Genomic DNA, 19,262 nt, shown 5'->3' on the forward strand with positions numbered 1-19,262 from the left:
TCTGCCAATCCTTAGCTTCTAAGATATTCTTGAATATAAGCTACTGCGATTTTAAGTTGCATATTTTTTCGTTAAGGCTGTCTTGAAAAAGGGTGTAAGGGTGTAGAAGTACAGGGGTGTAGGGAATATTCCTTTTTGATGCTTAGTTGTGGGCGATCGCCTATGATGGACCCTCAACAGTAGAGACGCGATTAATAGCATCTCTGCCAAGGGTTCAGAGTTTCTCTGGATTCTGGGCTTTTGACGTTTCAAGACTTACAGCTTATTAATGTATTTATTTTCCGTAGTTTTGATGTTGCGCTTTGAAGTTATTTATAAAAATGTATATCCTCAATAGGAACTTTGCGTTATGAAAGTTAACTTGCAGCCTGTCCTGAATGATAGTAATTTAGACGCAAATCAACCGAGCAGTCAGCGTCAGTTATCCCTTTCGATTTCTGCGATCGGCGAAATTTTGGATCGCAATGTCCCAGTTAATTTATGTCTAATTCTCGATCATAGTGGTTCGATGAATGGGCGGCCCCTAGAAACTGTCAAGCAAGCGGCAGTTCGTTTGGTTGACAAACTCAATCCTGGGGATCGCTTGAGTGTTGTGGTTTTCGATCACCGTGCCAAAGTTTTAGTACCCAATCAAGTTATCGAAGACCGAGAACACATCAAAAAGCAAATTAACCGCTTGAGTGCTGATGGTGGGACGGCAATTGATGAAGGTTTGCGTTTAGGCATTGAGGAGTTGGCAAAGGGGAAAAAAGACACTGTTTCTCAAGCCTTTTTATTAACTGATGGCGAAAATGAACATGGTGATAACGATCGCTGTTTAAAATTTGCCCACTTGGCTGCTAACTATAACTTGACTTTAAACACCTTAGGATTTGGTGACAACTGGAATCAGGATATTTTAGAAAAAATTGCTGATGCTGGACTAGGTACGCTGTCTTACATTCAAAAGCCCGATCAGGTAGTAGAGGAATTTAGCCGCCTGTTTAACCGAATTCAAACAATTGGCTTAACTAATGCTTATCTGTTATTCTCCCTAATGCCAAATGTCCGACTAGCGGAACTTAAACCGATTGCCCAAGTTTCTCCAGATACGATTGAGTTACCAGTACAACCAGAAGGCGATGGACGGTTTGCGGTGCGGTTGGGAGACTTAATGAAAGATGTGGAACGAGTGATTTTAGCTAATATTTATTTGGGACAGTTGCCCGAAGGTAAACAAGCGATCGCGAATCTGCAAGTCCGCTACGATGACCCCGCTAACAACAAGACAGGGTTATTCACTCCTAACATCCCAGTTTATGTAAATGTGGCTAGAGTTTACCAACCCTCTGCTAATCCAGAAGTGCAACATTCTATCCTGGCATTAGCGAAGTATCGCCAAACCCAGTTAGCAGAGGCGAAATTGCAACAAGGCGATCGCGCTGGGGCGGCGACAATGCTACAAACTGCTGCTAAAACTGCCTTGCAAATGGGTGATACAGGCGCAGCGACAGTGTTGCAAACTTCCGCCACGCGCCTACAAGCTGGTGAAGAGTTATCTGAAAGCGATCGCAAGAAAACTAGAATTGTCTCAAAAACAGTTTTGCAGGACACTCCTCGCCAATGAAAGTTAAATTACTGTCGGTGCTGAATGATAGTAATGTTGATGTAGGGCAAGCGAATAGTCAGCGTCAAATCGGAATTTCGATTTCTGCGATCGCTGGAGAATTTGACAGCAATTTGCCCCTCAACTTATGCTTGATTCTCGATAAGAGTGGTTCCATGCATGGGCAACCAATCAATACTGTCATTCAAGCAGTTGAGGGATTATTAGATCAGTTAAAACCGGGCGATCGAATTTCGATTGTAGCTTTTGCTGGTTCTGCTGAAGTTATTGTCCCCAACCAAGTAGTTCAAGACCTGGCAAACATTAAATCACAAATTAAAAATAAACTTAACGCTAGCGGTGGTACGGTAATTGCCGAGGGTTTGGCACTGGGAATTACAGAACTAATGAAAGGTACAAAAGGATCTGTTTCTCAGGCCTTCTTACTGACAGATGGACATGGTGAAAGCAGCTTGCGAATTTGGAAGTGGGAGTTAGGCCCGGATGACAACAAACGTTGTCTGGAACTTGCTAATAAAGCAACTAAATTCAATTTAACTCTCAATACCTTGGGGTTTGGGACTAATTGGAATCAGGATTTACTAGAAAAAATTGCCGATGCTGGTGGTGGAACTCTAGCTTATATTGAGCATCCTGAACAAGCAGTAGATGAATTTAGCCGTTTATTTAGACGCATTCAGTCTGTAGGGCTGACTAATGCTTACTTGTTATTGTCCTTGATGCCAAATGTCCGGCTAGCCGAACTCAAACCGATTGCCCAAGTTGCCCCAGATACTATTGAGTTACCAGTGCAACAAGAAGCCGATGGACGCTTTGTTGTGCGCTTGGGAGACTTGATGCAAGATGTCGAACGGGTAGTTTTAGCCAATATTTATCTAGGCAATTTACCAGAAGGCAGACAAGAGATCGGCCATATCCAAATCCGCTACGACGATCCGGCGGTAGATAAACAAGGCTTACTTTCTGCGATCGCACCTGTGTATGCAGATGTGGTTCGCCTGTATCAACCAAATGCCAATCCCCAAGTACAACAGTCGATTTTGACATTAGCCAAGTATCGCCAAACTCAGTTAGCAGAAGCGAAATTGCAACAGGGCGATCTCATCGGTGCAGCAACCATGCTGCAAACAGCCGCTAAAACCGCCCTACAAATAGGAGATACAGGTGCAGCCACAGTATTGCAAACTTCTGCCACCCGCCTGCAAGCTGGTGAAGAACTGTCGGAAGCAGACCGCAAAAAAACTAGGATTGTATCAAAGACGATTTTACAAGAGTAATTTATAGGGTGGGGTGGGCGATCGCCTGCCCTCATAATTCGTAATTTATGAAAATCAATGGTATTCATCACATAGCCATCATTTGTTCTGACTACGAACGCTCAAAAAAATTTTATGTAGAAGTTTTGGGCTTTCCGATTATCCAAGAAACTTTTCGCGATCGCAGAAATTCTTACAAATTAGATTTACGAGTTGGCGAAAATACCCAAATTGAGCTATTTTCTTTTCCCAATCCTCCCCAAAGACCTAGTACACCGGAAGCTTGTGGTTTAAGGCATTTGGCATTTGCAGTTGATAATATTGAGCAAACCGTTATTGAACTACAATCGCAAGGTATAGAAGTAGAAGATATTAGAATTGATGAAATTACAGGCAAGAAATTTACTTTCTTTAAAGACCCTGATAACTTACCATTAGAGATTTATGAGCATTAAAGTATCTTTTTCTTACTTTCTATTTTTCTGAGCTTTCCACGTTCCTCCGTAAAGATAAAATGGGTTGTTGTCACTTACTGAAGGCCAACAGTCAGGGCAAACAAATATCCATTGTCCGCTTTCTTCATATTTCACCCTGTACAAAATTGGTGCAGATTGACTACAGCGATCGCACAATTTAAATCGCATTTTACTTATCCAAATACAGCATTGATACACTACTTGGTAAAATTGCAAGATGTTTGACAACATTTGCAAATTCCTCGCTGAAAACTTCTCCTCCGACTTCGCCACCTGGTTGTTAGGAGAACCTATCACTTTAACTGAACTTAGCCCTCAAGAATTATCTCTTGAACCCATTCGTGCTGATGCGCTGATTTTGCTACAGTCAGCACAAAATATCTTGCATCTAGAATTTCAAACCCAAGTCGATGCTGAGATTCCTTTTCGGATGCTAGATTATCGAGTTCGCGTTTATCGTCGCTTCCCAAAAAAAGCAATGCATCAAGTCGTAATTTACCTGAAACAGACGAATTCAGATTTGGTGCAACAAAATACATTTTCAATTCCTAAGACGCGCCATGAATTTACAGTTATCAGACTTTGGGAACAGCCGACTGAAGTGTTTCTGAGAACGCCTGGACTTTTACCTTTTGCAGCCTTAAGTAGTACAATTGAACCAGAGGTAGTTATTAATGATGTGGCACAGCAAATTAACAGCATAACGGAATTAAAAACTCAAAGTAATATTGCTGCTGCTACAGCAGTTTTAGCTGGTTTAGTATTAGATAAAGAGGTCATCAAACGAGTTTTGAGGTCAGATATTATGCGTGAATCAGTGATTTATCAAGATATTCTAGAAGCTGGTAAAGTTGAAGGTAAAGCCGAAGGTAAGGCTGAGGCTTTACTGGAAGTGGCAAGTAATCTAATAAATACTGGGATGGCGTTAGAGCAAGTAGCAAGCGTTACGGGGTTATCAGCTGAGCAGTTACAGCATTTACAAGCAGAATTAGCACCCAAAGAGAACCAATAAAGTCTGATTAAATACATCCATAAGTTTCACTTTTTTTGATTACCTTAATCTCATGACTACAATAAACAATCGGTGCAGTTAACCTGCACCGATCGCTAAATTCACTTGAATTAAACATTCTATTGTCTTATGCCAATGCTGAAGCCTGTGGTTTAGCAAAAATCATGCGTCCTGCTGTAGTTTGCAAAGCACTGGTAACTACTACTCGCAGTTCTCCACCTACATAACTACTACCTTCCTCAACGACAACCATTGTCCCATCGTCTAGGTAACCAATTCCCTGGCTGGGTTCTTTGCCTTCCTTGAGAATCTTCAAATCAAGGTTATCACCAGGTAAATAGGTGGGACGCACAGCGTTAACTAAATCATTGACATTCAATACTGGTACTTTCTGCACGCTAGCAACTTTCGATAGATTGTAGTCGTTAGTTAGCAGCGTACCGTTGATTTCTTGTGCGAATCGCACTAACTTCGCATCTACGGTGGGAATATCTTCGTAGTCTGCTGGGTTAATAAGAATGCGATCGGGATAAGCTTCTTTAATGCGGTTGAGAATTTCTAGCCCTCGCCTTCCTCGCACCCGCTTTTGGTCTTTGCTAGCATCGGCTACTTGTTGCAATTCTTGCAAGACAAATTGCGGCACGATAATTTGCCCTTCTAGAAAGCCTGTTTCTAAAAGTGTTTCAATGCGACCATCAATAATACAGCTAGTGTCTAAAACCTTAGTATTGGCCGGTTTGAGAGTCCCTTCCGCTACCATCGTTTCTACGGTGTTGGGATTAATGAATCGCAATAAACCTCGCCCGTGGGTATCAGCCAAATTCATGCCAGTTACGGCCAGTATAATACTGCCAACAACTGCCACTAATGGCTTAATAAAACTAAAATCAGGGGGAATAGGTAGCAAAAATAGCGGGGCTAGCATCAAGTTGGCTAGCAATAGTCCAATCACTAAACCGATCGCCCGCGTTAAGATCATTTCCAGAGGCATTTCTTTGACTTGTGCTTCTAAGCGACGATATGTCGTTTGGAAACTCAGCCCAACTGCACCGCCAATAATAGCGGCAAAGACGGCAACAACGAAGCGTAAAGCTTCTAAGTTTGTCACCCGTTCTAGCGAACCATTGGGTAGAAGTTCAATGCTATAGAACCCTATTCCCGCTGCTGCTAGGATAAATGAGAGAATAATAATTGCATCCAGCATGGTTTTGTTGTTTTCCTGCAACTGGTATTAACCGAGAGAGTGTAAGTATTTTTTATTTCATCGGCAAAACAGATTGATAAATGTTTACTTAACTCTAGGGGTTTAAGCAGGCAATATCTGCAAATATTATAACGAAATAGTTTTAACTTAATATTCTTCATCTTTTTGTTGTAAAACGATAAATCCTGTAAATAAACTACTAATTTTTATCGTTTGTAATTCTCAGTATGATTAATTTTATTCTTTCTCACAATGGATCAAAAAGTTAATTTTTATAGCATTCCTAATTCTGCTTATGTGCATATTCCATTTTGCAGACGCAGATGCTTTTATTGTGATTTTCCCATATCTGTTGTGGGCGATCGCTTGCGTGGTGAAACATCTGGTACTATCTGCCAATATGTGGAACTGCTATCTCAAGAAATCAGCATTACACCGACATTTGGTCAACCCTTAAAGACGATTTTTTTTGGCGGTGGTACTCCTTCTTTACTCTCGGTAGACCAGTTACAGCAAATACTATCAGCGTTAGAAAAGCGTTTTGGTATTGTACCAGGGGCTGAAATTTCAATGGAAATGGACCCCGGCACGTTTGATTTAGCACATATAGCAGGTTACCGTAGTCTAGGGGTGAATCGCGTAAGTTTGGGTGTACAGGCTTTTCAAGCAGAGTTACTAAAAGTTGCTGGGCGATCGCACTCGATTGCAGATATTTTTGCAGCAGTGGAATTAGTCCGCAAAGTCGAGATTCCCAAATTTAGCATAGACTTGATTTCTGGTTTACCACATCAGTCTTTAGAGTGGTGGCGGGATTCACTAGCAAAAGCGGTGGCAATATCTCCAACGCACATCTCTATCTATGACCTTACTATTGAGCCAGGTACAGCTTTTAATCGTTATTACCAACCAGGCGATCGCCCTTTACCTACAGATGAAACCACTGTCAAAATGTACCAGATGGCACAGCAAGTTTTGACTGGTGCAGGCTATGAGCATTATGAAATTTCTAATTATGCCCAGCCTGGCCATCAATGTCAGCATAATCGGGTTTATTGGGAAAATCGCCCTTATTATGGTTTTGGCATGGGTGCGGCTAGTTATGTTGAGGGAAAGCGGTTCACTCGTCCGCGTAAGACTAAAGAGTATTACCAATGGGTGAAAGCTGGGGCTGTAATTGATTGTGAAGCCACACCGTCAAATGAGATTTTGCTAGAAACCTTAATGTTGGGATTGCGTCTGGCTGAAGGTGTGAGTTTACCAACGTTGGCGGTGCAGTTTGGACAGAAGAAGGTAGAGGAAATTCACAAGTTTTTACAGCCGTATTTAGCGAAAGGTTGGGTAGAAATTTTTGGAGACAGGTTGCGATTAAGTGATCCCCAAGGGTTTTTATTTTCTAATGTAGTTTTGGCAGAGTTGTTTGGAGAATTAAGTGAGTAAACTGCGAATAAGCAAAATCTTGTAAGAATTTACCAAGACTTGAGGTTGGAATGAAATTATAGCTAAACCAGCCAATCAAGTTTTACCAATTCAAAAGCGCTAGCAGTGGATCTAGCGAATAGATTAAATTTAGAACAAAATATATGAATAATCAATTAGAACAATTTGCTAGCGATAATAACTCTGGGATTTGTCCTGAAGCACTAGAATACATGCTTAAAGCTAATCAAGGTAGTGCTCCTGCTTATGGTAATGATGAATGGACGCAAAAAGCAACCGATTATTTTCGTGAACTCTTTGAAATTGATTGCGAAGTATTTTTTGCCTTTAATGGTACAGCAGCAAATTCGCTATCTTTAGCTGCACTTTGTCAGTCATATCACAGCGTAATTTGCCATGAAACATCTCACATTGAAACGGATGAATGTGGCGCACCGGAGTTTGCTTCTAATGGTTCTAAATTACTACTAGCTCAAGGCGAAAATGGCAAGTTAACAGCAGAAGCTATAGAATCACTAGTAACTAAACGCATTGATATTCATTATCCCAAACCAAAAGTTATTAGCATTACCCAATCTACTGAAGTAGGAACTTTGTATTCGATTGACGAACTTTTAAGTATTAAAGAAATTGCTCGCAAGTATAACTTAAAAATTCATATGGATGGTGCGCGCTTTGCGAATGCAATCGCCGCCATGAATAAAACTCCTGCTGAAATCTCTTGGAAGAGTGGTGTAGATGTGCTGTGTTTTTGTGGTACGAAAAATGGAATGGCGTTAGGTGAAGCTATAATTTTCTTTAACAAAGATTTAGCCGAAGATTTTGACTATCGCTGCAAACAAGCAGGGCAATTAGCTTCAAAAATGCGATTTATTTCTGCTCCTTGGTTGGGTTTATTAGAAACTGGCGCGTGGCTGAAAAATGCGCGACATGCCAATCAATGTGCTGAATATCTAGAGAATAAATTATTAAGCATAGATGGCGTTGAAATGATGTTTCCTAGAGAAGCCAACGCTGTTTTTGCCAAACTACCTGAACATGCCATTCAAATTTTAAAAGAAAAAGGCTGGCAGTTTTATACATTTATTGGTGTGGGAGGAGTCCGTTTTATGTCTTCTTGGAACACAACCCAATCGAGAATCGATGAATTGGTCAATGATATAAAAAATGCAATTTAAGTAATATTTCGCTCAAATGTGTAGAGCGATAAAAATTATTTTTGTTATTGGTCATTGATTACTCGTTATTCTCCCTTAAAGTTCGCAGTCGCTTGGGTTGAAAAACCCTCCCACAGCTATGTCTCCCTGTCTTCCCACTCCCCTTTGGCGTAACTTAGCGCACTTGGCAGCGAGTTAAAAAATAATTTTTCTGGCTCAGATAGGATTGCTATAGTGAGTATCGAAAAATTTTATAGTAAAAATTCAGTGCCAGGATAGAATCACAGATGCACACAAGATCGTCATCTGTAGTTCCTTTTTAGAAGATTAATTGCTGTTGGAGAATGAATACTGGCTATATATAGCGAGGAATTTGTGTTTGCTAGCTATAGCCAAGCTCTCCTATGCCAAAATGAAAGTAACTAATACTTTTAAGGTGAGCGATCGCTCTGAAAGCTAGATAAAGGATTGACCTGAGTTATGGCAGACCCAACCAATCATAATGAAGCGGGAGAGGTAGCTCCCAGCACTGTTGACAAACAGGCCCCCAGTATCGCTGAAGAACACGCTCCTAGCACTGATGAACCAGTAGCGACAGATCTTCCTACTGCTAATGCGCCAGATCCCAACGCAGCAAACCCAGAAACTAACCCGAATGCTGCTCAAACCACCACTGCACCCCCCAAGCGAGATAAACCCGCAGCCGCTAAAGCACCAGGAGCAAAACCCGCAGCTAAAGCTGATGCAGAAGATAAACCAGCCGCTAAAGCAGCAGCAAAAAAGGAAAAAGCCCCAGCGTTAGAAGATAAGCCATTTGTAGAGTTCATGCAGCAAGATTACTTGCCAGCTGTGCAAAAGGCAATTGCTCAGCAAGGTGTGTCAGATTTACAGCTGTCTTTTGCGAAACAGAAGGTTCCCATCACTGGCTTTGAATCATCTGAGGAATGGTGGCAACTTATAGGAAGTTGGCAAAATGGTTTGCGCCAGTTTAACCTTTATTTTCCTGAGGAAGATATTCAGGGGAAAAAAGGATTTTCTTGTAATGAAGGTAAAAAACCTAGCACTCTTGAGTCATTTTTAATTGATGAACGTAAAGTCTCTCTTGACTTGCTGGTATTTGGTTTAGTGCAGCGCTTGAATGGTCAAAAGTGGCTAGGTAGAAATTAGTCAAGAGTCAAGAGTCAATGATTTGAGTCAAGGACAATTAAAGTTCGTGGAAATGGTAGGTGACGGCTCCAGTAATGGGGTCGTTATCTATTCTTACATAACCTGATTTGAACATTTCCTTAAGGCTCTTTTCTACTTCAGCAAAACTGACCCCAGTTGCTTTTACACCTTGGGTAACAGTGAGAGTCCCACCATTGCGTTCTGCTGCTTCGATCAGTTGAACAATGAGTTGGTTACCAGTAGGTCGGTAAGTCGAGGTCGCAACTACTGGCTGGTGTAGCGGCACACCAAAGGGAGATACTCCTGCTTTTGCTCTGAGGTTTTGCTCGTATTCTTCTACCATATGAGGAATGAGGAACAAATCTACGAACTGTCCTACGCCAAATAAACCACCGCTAAACAGCCATAAAAAACCCGTTAATATTTTGCCATTGTATAAACGGTGCAGTCCTCCTATACCTACAAAACCAACTGCACACAATAAATAAGAAGTAATAACTGGATTGTTGTTGCTACGACTAATTTCGTTTCTCAATACCTCAGATAAATTATTTACCTGTAATGCATTCGTAGGCTGATAGCTGGTAGCGTTCCTATTTGGTGAAGTAGGAGCTGTTGCGTAAGGATTGGCAATCAGTTTTTGAACAAATTTGCCGTAGTCTTCTACATCGGTGCGTGTTCCTTGAAATCGATCACCGTGAGCAACCTCCTGACACAACCTGTTGCTGTTGAGGATACGGCTAAACGCCTCGTAGTTTAGATTGCCATACTGTTGCATCAAATCGATTAACTCTTGCCAGTGGGTTGCTTGTCGGTCTAGGACTTTGTAACGCGTTTCCGCCTCAAGAGCATCATTTGCCGCCAGCCAGTCCCGAAAATAGTCTTCTAAAGCACCGTGAAAACTAACCAAAGCATAACCCAGTAATTCCGGGTCGTTGCCAGCTTTTTGGAGTCGCTCCCAGCCTATGCGCACCTTATCCGAATAATTACTCATTGATAGCTTTGCTACTATGGTTGTTTTACAAAAATTTTACAATTTCGACAGTGTTGGCTTGTGCAAATGCACGAGGGGCCGATCTGGGGTTTCCCATCAATAGACTAGCGATCGCCGATTCTGGGTTCCACCAACATTGAAGTATTGTTGCAACTCTTAACGTTTCTTCTACCTGTTTTGATCCAGCACCTTGGTAGACTGAATTTTATACAAATGGTTTATTGTCATCTAGTTGCGCCTTGTGAAAGACTGACTTGGCTTTCTGGTGTACTCAAGATAATAAAGACAAAAGAGCAATTAAGACATGGTAGATTCCCTAAAAAAACCAGGCTTTGAAGAATTGCGTCCAGGGATCAAGATCCCGGCCAAAGAAACACTGTTAACACCCCGGTTTTACACCACCGATTTTGATGAAATGGCGCGGATGGATATATCCGTCAACGAAGACGAGTTAAGAGCCATTCTCGAAGAGTTTCGTGCAGACTATAACCGCCATCATTTTGTTCGGGATGCCGAGTTTGAAAAATCCTGGGATCATATTGATGGGGAAACTCGCCGTTTGTTCGTTGAATTTCTAGAACGTTCTTGTACAGCCGAGTTTTCTGGGTTTTTGCTATATAAAGAACTCGGACGCCGCTTGAAGGACAAAAGTCCGGTTTTGGCAGAATGCTTCAACTTGATGTCACGGGATGAAGCACGTCATGCAGGCTTTTTGAATAAAGCGATGTCAGACTTTAATCTCTCCCTAGATTTAGGGTTTTTGACAAAGAGTCGGGACTATACCTTCTTTAAGCCGAAATTTATCTTTTACGCCACTTACCTTTCAGAAAAAATTGGTTACTGGCGGTATATCACCATTTATCGTCATTTGGAAGCACATCCTGAAAACCGGATTTATCCGATTTTCCGGTTCTTTGAGAACTGGTGTCAGGATGAAAACCGTCATGGTGATTTCTTCGATGCAATAATGAAATCCCAACCGCAAATGTTGAATGATTGGAAGGCAAGGCTATGGAGTCGGTTCTTCCTGTTGTCAGTATTTGTGACAATGTATCTCAATGACATCCAGCGCAAAGACTTTTACGCGTCCATTGGTTTGGATGCACGAGAATACGACATCTATGTGATCAAAAAGACTAATGAAACCGCAGGAAGAGTTTTCCCGTTAATGCTGGATGTAGAGAATCCAGAGTTTTATCAGCGGTTAGATGATTGTGTGGAAAAGATGGCAAAATTGAACGCGATCGCTAACTCGAAAACACCTAAATTCTTGCAATTCTTCCAGAAGTTACCAATTTTGACCTCCATTGGTTGGCAGATGCTACGACTATACCTAATGAAACCGATTGATGCTGCTTCTGCTCAAGGTATGGCTCGTTAATTGATAACGGTTTTACTTAATTTTTAGTGGTTCTGTGTGATCGCAGAGCCACTTTTTTGTTGCGCTGCGTGTGTCAGTCGCTATCTTCTGATAATGCACTGCGATTTCCTGAGGTGGCGTTCCCCGTTCGACGAAGTCGTTCCCGAAGGGTAGGGGTTGTCGAAGACATCGCACTTATAACTAGATTTTCCAATTCACCTCCGGAATGTGAGCGGAAAATCTTGTGTTTTAAAATATCCGAAAATATTCCAGAGTTCACTATATATAAAAAATATGGCTGTTATGAATAAACCCGCGCTGCGATGGGCACTTATTATTACCATACTTTTAACTAGTGGAATTGCAATTTTTACTAACTATACATTATTCAGCAATACATCCATAAAACAATTAACAGCAGCCAAGAAAAAATGGGAAGCACAGAATGTTACACATTATCGTTTAACTCTTAATTATTCCCAGCATAATTGCCAGCAAGAGGTGGAAATTAAAGAGCAAAAGGTAATTGCAGTTAAACAAAATACTTGCTCAACAATACCTCCGCAAACTGTGACAGACTTGTTCACTCAAATAGAATCTGCGAGCAATCGCGAAGAATGCGGCCCCAATGGATGCGCCTGCGATGGACCAGTACGTATAGATGCAATTTATGATGCTAAATATGGATATCCAAATCAACTTGAATTTCGATTAAAGCCTGAACAACGGTGGTTATATTTTGATTACTGGCGCACTCAATTTCTAGGGGAATATTGCACATTAATTGGCTTGGCGGGCAAAAAAATTACTGTTCGTGGATTCACACCTATTCAGTAATTAATTTGAAATATTATGGCAATTCTCAATCCTTTCGCCTTCCTGGTCACTTCTATAAAAGTATTCCCGAATTACTACCAGGTTGTAATATTAATTACTTATCTACGGATGCGATCGCATCCGTCACAGATTAAAGAAATTAGTAGCACCATTTGATAATCGGGAGCAAAATCCTGAAAATCAACGTTAAAGAGAGTAATAGTTACAAATATTTAATTCTCCACAGATGCACAAGGATTTTTCGAGGAAGCTGCCTCTAGTACTGACATTCTGCTTATTTAGTAGCTTTTTACCTGCCTCTGGATCAGTTCTGTGTCCTGCATTTGCCCATGAAGAATACGGTAGAACAGGTAGGAATTATGGCACAGATGGCAGCAAAGGCACGGATGGGCGACCCGGTAGAAGTGGTCGTAACGGCGAAAATCAAACTATTTTTGTTGATGGTTCGCCAGTTAATCTCGATCTGTCAGGTCAGAATGGTGAGGATGGTGAAGATGGACAACGTGGTTATCGGCCTGACTGCGGTCATCAACCAGATAATGTAACCCACGACATACACGCACCTGATGGTGGTGCTGGTGGTGATGGTGGTAAAGGGGGAGATGGGGGGAATGGCGGTTCCCTCACCGTCTATTACAGTAATTTGGCAGACTTGCGGAAAATTTCAGTTCGTGCTATTGGAGGCGAAGCCGGACGTAGTGGACGCGGTGCTAACGGTGGAGTGGGTTGTAATTGTCGCAGACGCAGATGGGAAGTAAAAACTTGTACAGGAACTCCTGGTAGTCCAGATTATAAATGTACAGAAAAGACTTATAGATGCCACGATGGCAGTGATGGGCGATATGGCACTGATGGTAGTAATGGTAGCCGAGGTAGCTTAGGAACATTGAGTATTGTTCAAGGTAAAGAATCCTTGGCGGATGATATTCCAACTTTACAAACAGCTATTTCGGAACTTACAGAAAAACAATTCAACCTCTCAAAAAACAAGTGGAATCTACGCAGGGGAGCAGCTTCTTTACTTGCTCCTGGTTCTGCGATCGCAGATGAATACCGAGAGTATGAGCAACGGTTAGAAGGGGCTTTTCAACTGGTTTGGCAGGAGAGGCAACCTATAACGAGTTTTGGTAATCAAGTTGCAAAGCTGAATCTTAATGACAACAAAGAAGTCGAAATTACTTTTCCTGAAGATTTATGGATTGAAGGTGGCAGCAAAACTGAAGCCAACTTGACGACTTTTACTGTGAATAATGCAATTCCTAAAAAAGATGTAACGCGGTTAGCCGTGGCAGAATTTGCTGGTGCAGAACAAAATCTCAACTTAAAAATAGTAGATTTGGCAGCAAAATCTCAGGCCATTCAGACTCAGTTTCGCATCAAATTTCGGGCACAAGATAATTCTTCCGGCTTGTCTAATTATCGAACTGTATATGAAGGTGATATTCCGGCTGAACTTGTGACCCGCGACTATAACCGTTTTATTATCGCTTTAGGCAAGCTACCAGTTCCACCTACCGCCCTCAATCCTGGGGTAAAAGTTGATATAGAAGTAGTAGCAACTCGCTCATTAGGAGGACGTTCGGCAAAGCAAAACATTAATTGGCAAGGTCAGATTCGTAACAGATAAGGGGAAACGGGAACAGAGAGAGGCTGAAACATAACAAATGACAAATTACCAATGACAAATGACTACTTATTAAAATCTTTTATAGATATCGGTAAGAAAGATTACCAAATCTAAAATATGATTTTACTTATCAATAATTTAATATGTAAACTTGTATGTCGCTTCCTGTTCTGACTCAGCGCTTTCGCAGTCTGTGGCAGCCAAGAAGAGGTTTAGCGATCGCAGAAGCTTCTGTGATCGGTCTTGTTGCTGCCCTATCAGCGGTATTTCTCAAAGTGGGGTCGGGATGGTTGGGGACATGGCGAGTCCATAGTGCCAGCATTTTACCAGCATGGCTGGCGTTACCTTTAGTTGGTATGAGTTTTGGGTTTCTCGCAGGCTGGCTAGTGCAACGGTTTGCTCCGGAGGCGTCAGGTAGCGGTATCCCTCAAGTTAAAGCCACGTTGGCTAATGTGCCGATGACTCTATCTTGGCGTGTGGCAGCTGTAAAGTTAATCAGCGCCATTATCGCTTTGGGTTCAGGTATAACTCTAGGGCGGCAAGGTCCCACCGTTCATGTTGGCGCAGGTTTAGCAGCAGGAATGAGCCGTTGGGTTCCTACTTCCCCAGATCATCGGCGGCAGATGATTGCTGCGGGTGCTGGTGCAGGTTTGGCAGCTGCTTTTAATGCCCCGATCGCTGGTGTATTGTTTATCGTGGAAGAGTTACTCCAAGACTTATCCGGGATAACTCTAGGAACTGCAATTATCGCCTCGTTTATTGGTGGGGTGATCTCTCGGTTATTAGGTGGCGGTAGTCTTGACCTGAATCTGCACTTAACCCAATCTCTGAGTCAATTTTCGATCCCAGAAATTCCCTTTTTTTTACTGTTGGGTGTCTTAGCTGGATTGTTGGGTGCCTTATTTCATCAGGGTCTAATTTTTAGTATAAAAATTTATCGGAGATTGCACGTCAGTTTACCGCTAAGAGTAGCTTTAGCTGGCTTTATCTCTGGTTGTGTCGTGGCAATGCTCCCTGCTTCATTCCGTGATAATACAGGTTTACGAGAATTTGTAATTACTGGTGATTCAAATGCTTTATTAGCAGCGATCGCTTTTGTCGCTCAGTTTCTTCTGACTTTGGTGGCGTTTGGTTCTGGCGCGCCTGGAGGGTTATTTGCTCCCAGCCTCATCTTGGGTTCTTGTTTAGGACACATTATTGGTGTGTTTGAGTCCCAGCTTGTGGGCGGAGGTTCCCCCGCTACCTATGCTTTAGCTGGAATGGGGGGATTTTTTAGCGCCGTTTCTAAAGTCCCAATCACCGCAATTGTGATTGTGTTTGAGATGACTACAGATTTCAACCTAGTCCTACCTTTAATGATTGTGTCTGTAGCATCTTACTTGGTTGCAGAGAAGGTAGTGCCAGGTTCACTTTATGAAAAACTTTTACAGTTGAACGGCATCACTCTGGCTGCAAACGTTTCTGTAGAGGGGATACTGACAACGATAACCGCTAAAGATGTAATGCAACAACGGGTGGAAACGCTTGATGTCGATATGACTATGGATGAAGCCATCCAAGCATTCTCTCGCTCCCATCATCGCGGGTTTCCTGTAGTGGAAGAAGGCAAGCTAGTAGGGATTGTTACTCAAACAGATTTACTCAAAATTCGCGATCGCAATTCCCCAAACGATACTGCCATCAGAGAAATTATGACACCCAGCCCGATGACGGTCACACCAAAACACAATCTGCGTAATGTGCTTTATTTGCTCGATCGCTATCAAGTTAGTCGCTTACCAGTAGTGGAAGGAAGGAAACTCATTGGCATTATTACCCGTGCAGATATTATCCGAGCCGAAGCAGACCATCTTAATTGTGACAATGCCACTATGGGACCGCAACCGGAACCATCTTATGTGGTTTACCAAACACGAGCACCAAGCATTGGCAGAGGTAGATTATTGGTGACAGTCGCTAATCCGGAGACAGCAGGTACTTTATTACAAATGGCAGCAGCTATTGCCCGCGATCGCCACTATGAAATTGAGTGTGTACAAGTTATCTTAGTATCGCGCCATAGTTCCCCTAGCGAAACCCAAGTCAGGACAGCAAACAGTCGTCGCTTATTACGACAAGCAGAAGTCTTAGCGAGAAAGTGGCAAATTCCTCTACATACACAGATTCGTGTAGCTCACGATGTCGCCCAAGCCATTTTAGAGACAATCGACGAACGTCACATCGACTTAATCTTAATGGGGTGGAAAGGTAACACTTCCACCCCAGGCCGTATTTTTGGCACTGTTGTAGATACCATAATTCGCCAAGCCACCTGCGATGTGGTGTTGGTGAAACTAGGTAATAGTCAAGAGTCAATAGTTAAAGAAAAAGACTCAGCACTTAGTAATCAGCACTCTTTCAACAGCTGGCTAGTGCCAATGGCTGGGGGACCCAATGCACGAATGGCAATTAAATTACTTCCAGCGCTGGTGACATTGGGAACAGATCCGCAAATCCGACTGACACGGGTGTTTAAGCCATCTGAGTTAGCACCAGACATGACAGTTTTAGAACAAGCTATCCGCCACCTTATCCGCCGCCGCAAATTATCTAGTACTGTGGTTGCTTCTCCAGTCAAAGCTGATTCAGTTTCCCAAGGTGTAATTAACCTCGTAAAAACCGAAGGTTACGATGTAGTAGTTTTGGGAGCATCCCGTGAGGGATTATTACAGCAGGCGATTCAAGGTAATATTCCCGAAGCGATCGCCTCTGGTGTGGAAAGTACAGTGATTTTGGTTAGGGGTGCAATTAACAATTAGACAGATCAATGAAAAAACTTGCTACACCCTAACTCTTACAAAAAAACAAAGCCTGCAAAGGCAGGCTGCAACTTAAACTTCTTGGGAGGATTTACGGGAAATTGCAGTATGTCTTACTATTAAAAGTTAGAACGTGAAGAGCCTACTACATCACGGTTGCTATGAGCGGTTTCATCGTGTTTGCGGCTCTTACGTCCAAATAAACCAAACAAACCGAGTAAACCAAGCAAACCCCAATCGCCATCTGCATAGTTACCGTCGGTAACAGGGCGGTCTGTGGTGGTAGTACCTGTACTCGTGCCTGTAGTCGTGCCATCAGAATTAGTAGTCGTTTGAGCAGAAGCAGGCAGAACTGTAGGCACAATCGCTAAACTTAGCGCTAAAACTGTACTTCCTAGAACTTTGGTTAAATTAGAGTGTTTCATGATTAAGTCCTCACTTGAATTTCTGTAAGCAATGGTTACAGCTTATTAAGTTATCAAGGAATTAGAATCATTCGTTAGCTGGAGATGTAGATCAACTAAAAGTCGCATTTTTTATTAGTCATTTTGCTGGCAAAATCCTAAAGGATGATTTTTTGATAATCAGCACTTCTACGATTTTGAATTTTGCGAAAAGTTGAGCTAGTGCGTTGGTGTTAGCGTAGCGGTAGCGACGTAGGAGCGTCGGCAGTGCGGTCTTGAGGGTTTCCCGGCTTAAAGCAACTGGCGTTGCGTGGGCAGGTTTCCCGACTTGAGCAAACTTTTCAAGACAGATTTTGGATTGGAAATCGCCTTTTACATCCAGGTTGCGTGAATTTATCTATCGTAATCATTTATTAGATTGCTATTACCTAAACTAAAAACTTACCAAAAGTTTTGTAAATTCAATGTAGTGAATAGAAATATATCAAAGCTATTGATTGTGATGTATGCCTCGCTTCGCAACAATCAAATAGGAGTCCTATAGTTTCTGATAACTAGGAAATAATATTTAGAAAAAGTAACCTTAAAGACACACAAGCGATACTTCTGTGGAAAGACGTACTCACCTTACTACCTTCCTAGCATTGTAAGGATTGAGAGGTCACAGTCCAGGCGCACGGTGTGGCCGCACTAGAGAAGCCAGCTATGGCACACAAGCGCGAAGTAATTATAAAGGAGTTTGAAAAGTTATGAACAGTTCGTTAACCCGACCGCTGGCTGTGGTAACAGGTGCCTCCAATGGCATCGGCTACGAACTTGCTAAACAGTTTGCCCAAAACGGCTTTGATCTTCTAGTCACATCGACAGGGCCGAGTATTAATGAAGCGGCTCAAGCTTTTGAGGAATTGGGGGCTAAGGTTGAGACGGTGCAGGCGGATCTTGCTACCTACGATGGAGTTGAGACACTGTACCACAAGATACAAGAAACTCACCAACCAGTAGAAGCGATCGCAATTAACGCAGGAGTGGGTGTTGGCGGTGACTTTGCCCGTGAGACTGACCTCCAGGAAGAGCTTAATCTCATTAACCTGAATGTTGTATCCTCAGTTCATCTCACCAAACGGGTGCTAAAAGACATGATAGAGCGTGGCAAGGGACGAATTCTCTTCACGTCGTCGATTGCTGCCATCATGCCTGGACCATTTGAGGCGGTTTACGCAGCTTCCAAAGCTTTTATACACTCATTCTCAGAAGGATTACGCAACGAACTAAAGGATACAGGCATTACCGTTACAGCACTTATGCCAGGACCGACCGATACTAACTTTTTCCACCGTGCGGGTATGGATGACACTAAAGCGGGTGCGAACAAAAAGGACGATCCGGCTCTTGTTGCTAAGCAGGGTTTTGAGGCGTTGATGGCTGATAAAGATGATGTGATTGCAGGGTCACTTAAAACGAAGGTTCAGGGAGCTGTAAGTAAGATATTGCCTGACACCGTCAATGCTGAACAGCACCGTAAGCTTACTGAGCCGGGGTCAGCGAATAACTAAAAAGCACAAGATATAGCATCGGTAGGAGATGGTATCTAAGCTATAAGTTGACTCGACCTATGTAAGAATCCTAAGTATATATATATAGCAATCCGATTTGATTACTGAAATTATTTACATAGGGAGGGAACAGGGAACAGGGAAGAAGGAATAAAACTGTACTGAGTTTTTTTCAAAAATCAAATATGAGTCCTATAGGAATCCGATTTGTTTTATGAAAAATTTAAGTATCCGTAGGGTGTGTTATCACTGAGAGTATGGCACCAAAGCCTCGGATGGTGCGTTATGCCTATGGCTAACGCACCCTACTGGCTTGGCAAGGCTAAAGTTGTGCATTAGATTTCTAATTGATAGGGCGCTAAAGCGCAACTACG

General features: G+C 42.4%; 16 protein-coding genes. 13 read left to right on the forward strand and 3 right to left on the reverse strand.

Translation table 11 applies throughout. The annotated features are described in order from the left end of the window. The first annotated feature begins 349 nt into the window (after nt 1–349). The 4 genes from BV372_RS05970 (at nt 350) to BV372_RS05985 (ending at nt 4,350) form a co-directional block, all read left to right on the forward strand. Nucleotides 350–1,606: a VWA domain-containing protein gene (locus BV372_RS05970; RefSeq protein WP_086684614.1), complete on the forward strand. Its 1,257-nt coding sequence runs from the start codon at nt 350–352 to the stop codon at nt 1,604–1,606. Beyond that, nucleotides 1,603–2,883: a VWA domain-containing protein gene (locus BV372_RS05975; RefSeq protein WP_086684617.1), complete on the forward strand. Its 1,281-nt coding sequence runs from the start codon at nt 1,603–1,605 to the stop codon at nt 2,881–2,883. Before BV372_RS05970 ends, BV372_RS05975 begins: the two co-directional genes overlap by 4 nt. Nucleotides 2,884–2,930: 47 nt before the next feature. Continuing rightward, nucleotides 2,931–3,317, forward strand: a complete 387-nt coding sequence (locus BV372_RS05980; RefSeq protein ID WP_086684620.1) for a VOC family protein — start codon at nt 2,931–2,933, stop codon at nt 3,315–3,317. A gap of 238 nt (nt 3,318–3,555) precedes the next feature. Further along, nucleotides 3,556–4,350 (forward strand): Rpn family recombination-promoting nuclease/putative transposase, encoded by a 795-nt coding sequence (locus tag BV372_RS05985; RefSeq protein ID WP_086684623.1) that lies wholly within the window; start codon nt 3,556–3,558, stop codon nt 4,348–4,350. 127 nt (nt 4,351–4,477) lie between these two features. Here the strand turns inward: BV372_RS05985 and BV372_RS05990 are convergent, their stop codons facing one another. After that, nucleotides 4,478–5,554: a PIN/TRAM domain-containing protein gene (locus BV372_RS05990; RefSeq protein ID WP_086684626.1), complete on the reverse strand. Its 1,077-nt coding sequence runs from the start codon at nt 5,552–5,554 to the stop codon at nt 4,478–4,480. Nucleotides 5,555–5,806: 252 nt separating this feature from the next. Between BV372_RS05990 and hemW the strand changes: the two genes are divergently transcribed. The 3 genes from hemW (at nt 5,807) to BV372_RS06005 (ending at nt 9,315) form a co-directional block, all read left to right on the forward strand. Then, nucleotides 5,807–6,991, forward strand: a complete 1,185-nt coding sequence (gene hemW, locus BV372_RS05995) for a radical SAM family heme chaperone HemW (protein WP_086684629.1) — start codon at nt 5,807–5,809, stop codon at nt 6,989–6,991. A gap of 143 nt (nt 6,992–7,134) precedes the next feature. Next, complete coding sequence (locus tag BV372_RS06000) at nt 7,135–8,169, forward strand: low specificity L-threonine aldolase (RefSeq protein WP_086684632.1); 1,035 nt, start codon at nt 7,135–7,137, stop codon at nt 8,167–8,169. A 459-nt stretch (nt 8,170–8,628) separates the two neighbouring features. Beyond that, nucleotides 8,629–9,315 carry a DUF2996 domain-containing protein gene (locus tag BV372_RS06005; RefSeq protein WP_086684635.1) on the forward strand — a complete coding sequence of 229 codons (687 nt, stop codon included), beginning with the start codon at nt 8,629–8,631 and terminating at the stop codon, nt 9,313–9,315. Nucleotides 9,316–9,352: 37 nt separating this feature from the next. Here the strand turns inward: BV372_RS06005 and BV372_RS06010 are convergent, their stop codons facing one another. Next, on the reverse strand, nt 9,353–9,838 hold the full coding sequence (locus BV372_RS06010; protein ID WP_373270746.1) for a TM2 domain-containing protein: 486 nt from the start codon (nt 9,836–9,838) through the stop codon (nt 9,353–9,355). A gap of 775 nt (nt 9,839–10,613) precedes the next feature. Between BV372_RS06010 and acsF the strand changes: the two genes are divergently transcribed. From acsF to BV372_RS06030, 5 genes are all read left to right on the forward strand, one after another. Continuing rightward, complete coding sequence (acsF, locus tag BV372_RS06015) at nt 10,614–11,690, forward strand: magnesium-protoporphyrin IX monomethyl ester (oxidative) cyclase (RefSeq protein ID WP_086684638.1); 1,077 nt, start codon at nt 10,614–10,616, stop codon at nt 11,688–11,690. 207 nt (nt 11,691–11,897) lie between these two features. Continuing rightward, nucleotides 11,898–12,506, forward strand: coding sequence for a DUF6174 domain-containing protein (locus tag BV372_RS06020; RefSeq protein WP_256973095.1), 609 nt, complete (start codon nt 11,898–11,900; stop codon nt 12,504–12,506). Nucleotides 12,507–12,511: 5 nt separating this feature from the next. Continuing rightward, complete coding sequence (locus BV372_RS37410; protein WP_256973096.1) at nt 12,512–12,640, forward strand: hypothetical protein; 129 nt, start codon at nt 12,512–12,514, stop codon at nt 12,638–12,640. Nucleotides 12,641–12,732: 92 nt separating this feature from the next. Continuing rightward, nucleotides 12,733–14,133: a hypothetical protein gene (locus BV372_RS06025; RefSeq protein WP_086684645.1), complete on the forward strand. Its 1,401-nt coding sequence runs from the start codon at nt 12,733–12,735 to the stop codon at nt 14,131–14,133. 155 nt (nt 14,134–14,288) lie between these two features. Beyond that, the gene (locus BV372_RS06030; protein ID WP_086684648.1) at nt 14,289–16,931 is read left to right on the forward strand and encodes a chloride channel protein; all 2,643 of its coding nucleotides are present in this window, start codon (nt 14,289–14,291) and stop codon (nt 16,929–16,931) included. 119 nt (nt 16,932–17,050) lie between these two features. Here BV372_RS06030 and BV372_RS06035 read toward each other — a convergent pair whose 3' ends face one another. Continuing rightward, nucleotides 17,051–17,356: a WGxxGxxG family protein gene (locus BV372_RS06035; RefSeq protein ID WP_086684651.1), complete on the reverse strand. Its 306-nt coding sequence runs from the start codon at nt 17,354–17,356 to the stop codon at nt 17,051–17,053. 728 nt (nt 17,357–18,084) lie between these two features. Between BV372_RS06035 and BV372_RS06040 the strand changes: the two genes are divergently transcribed. Continuing rightward, on the forward strand, nt 18,085–18,888 hold the full coding sequence (locus BV372_RS06040) for an SDR family oxidoreductase (RefSeq protein WP_086684654.1): 804 nt from the start codon (nt 18,085–18,087) through the stop codon (nt 18,886–18,888). Nucleotides 18,889–19,262: the final 374 nt, after the last annotated feature.

The organism is Nostoc sp. T09 (assembly GCF_002154695.1).
In the GTDB taxonomy this organism is placed as follows: domain Bacteria; phylum Cyanobacteriota; class Cyanobacteriia; order Cyanobacteriales; family Nostocaceae; genus Aulosira.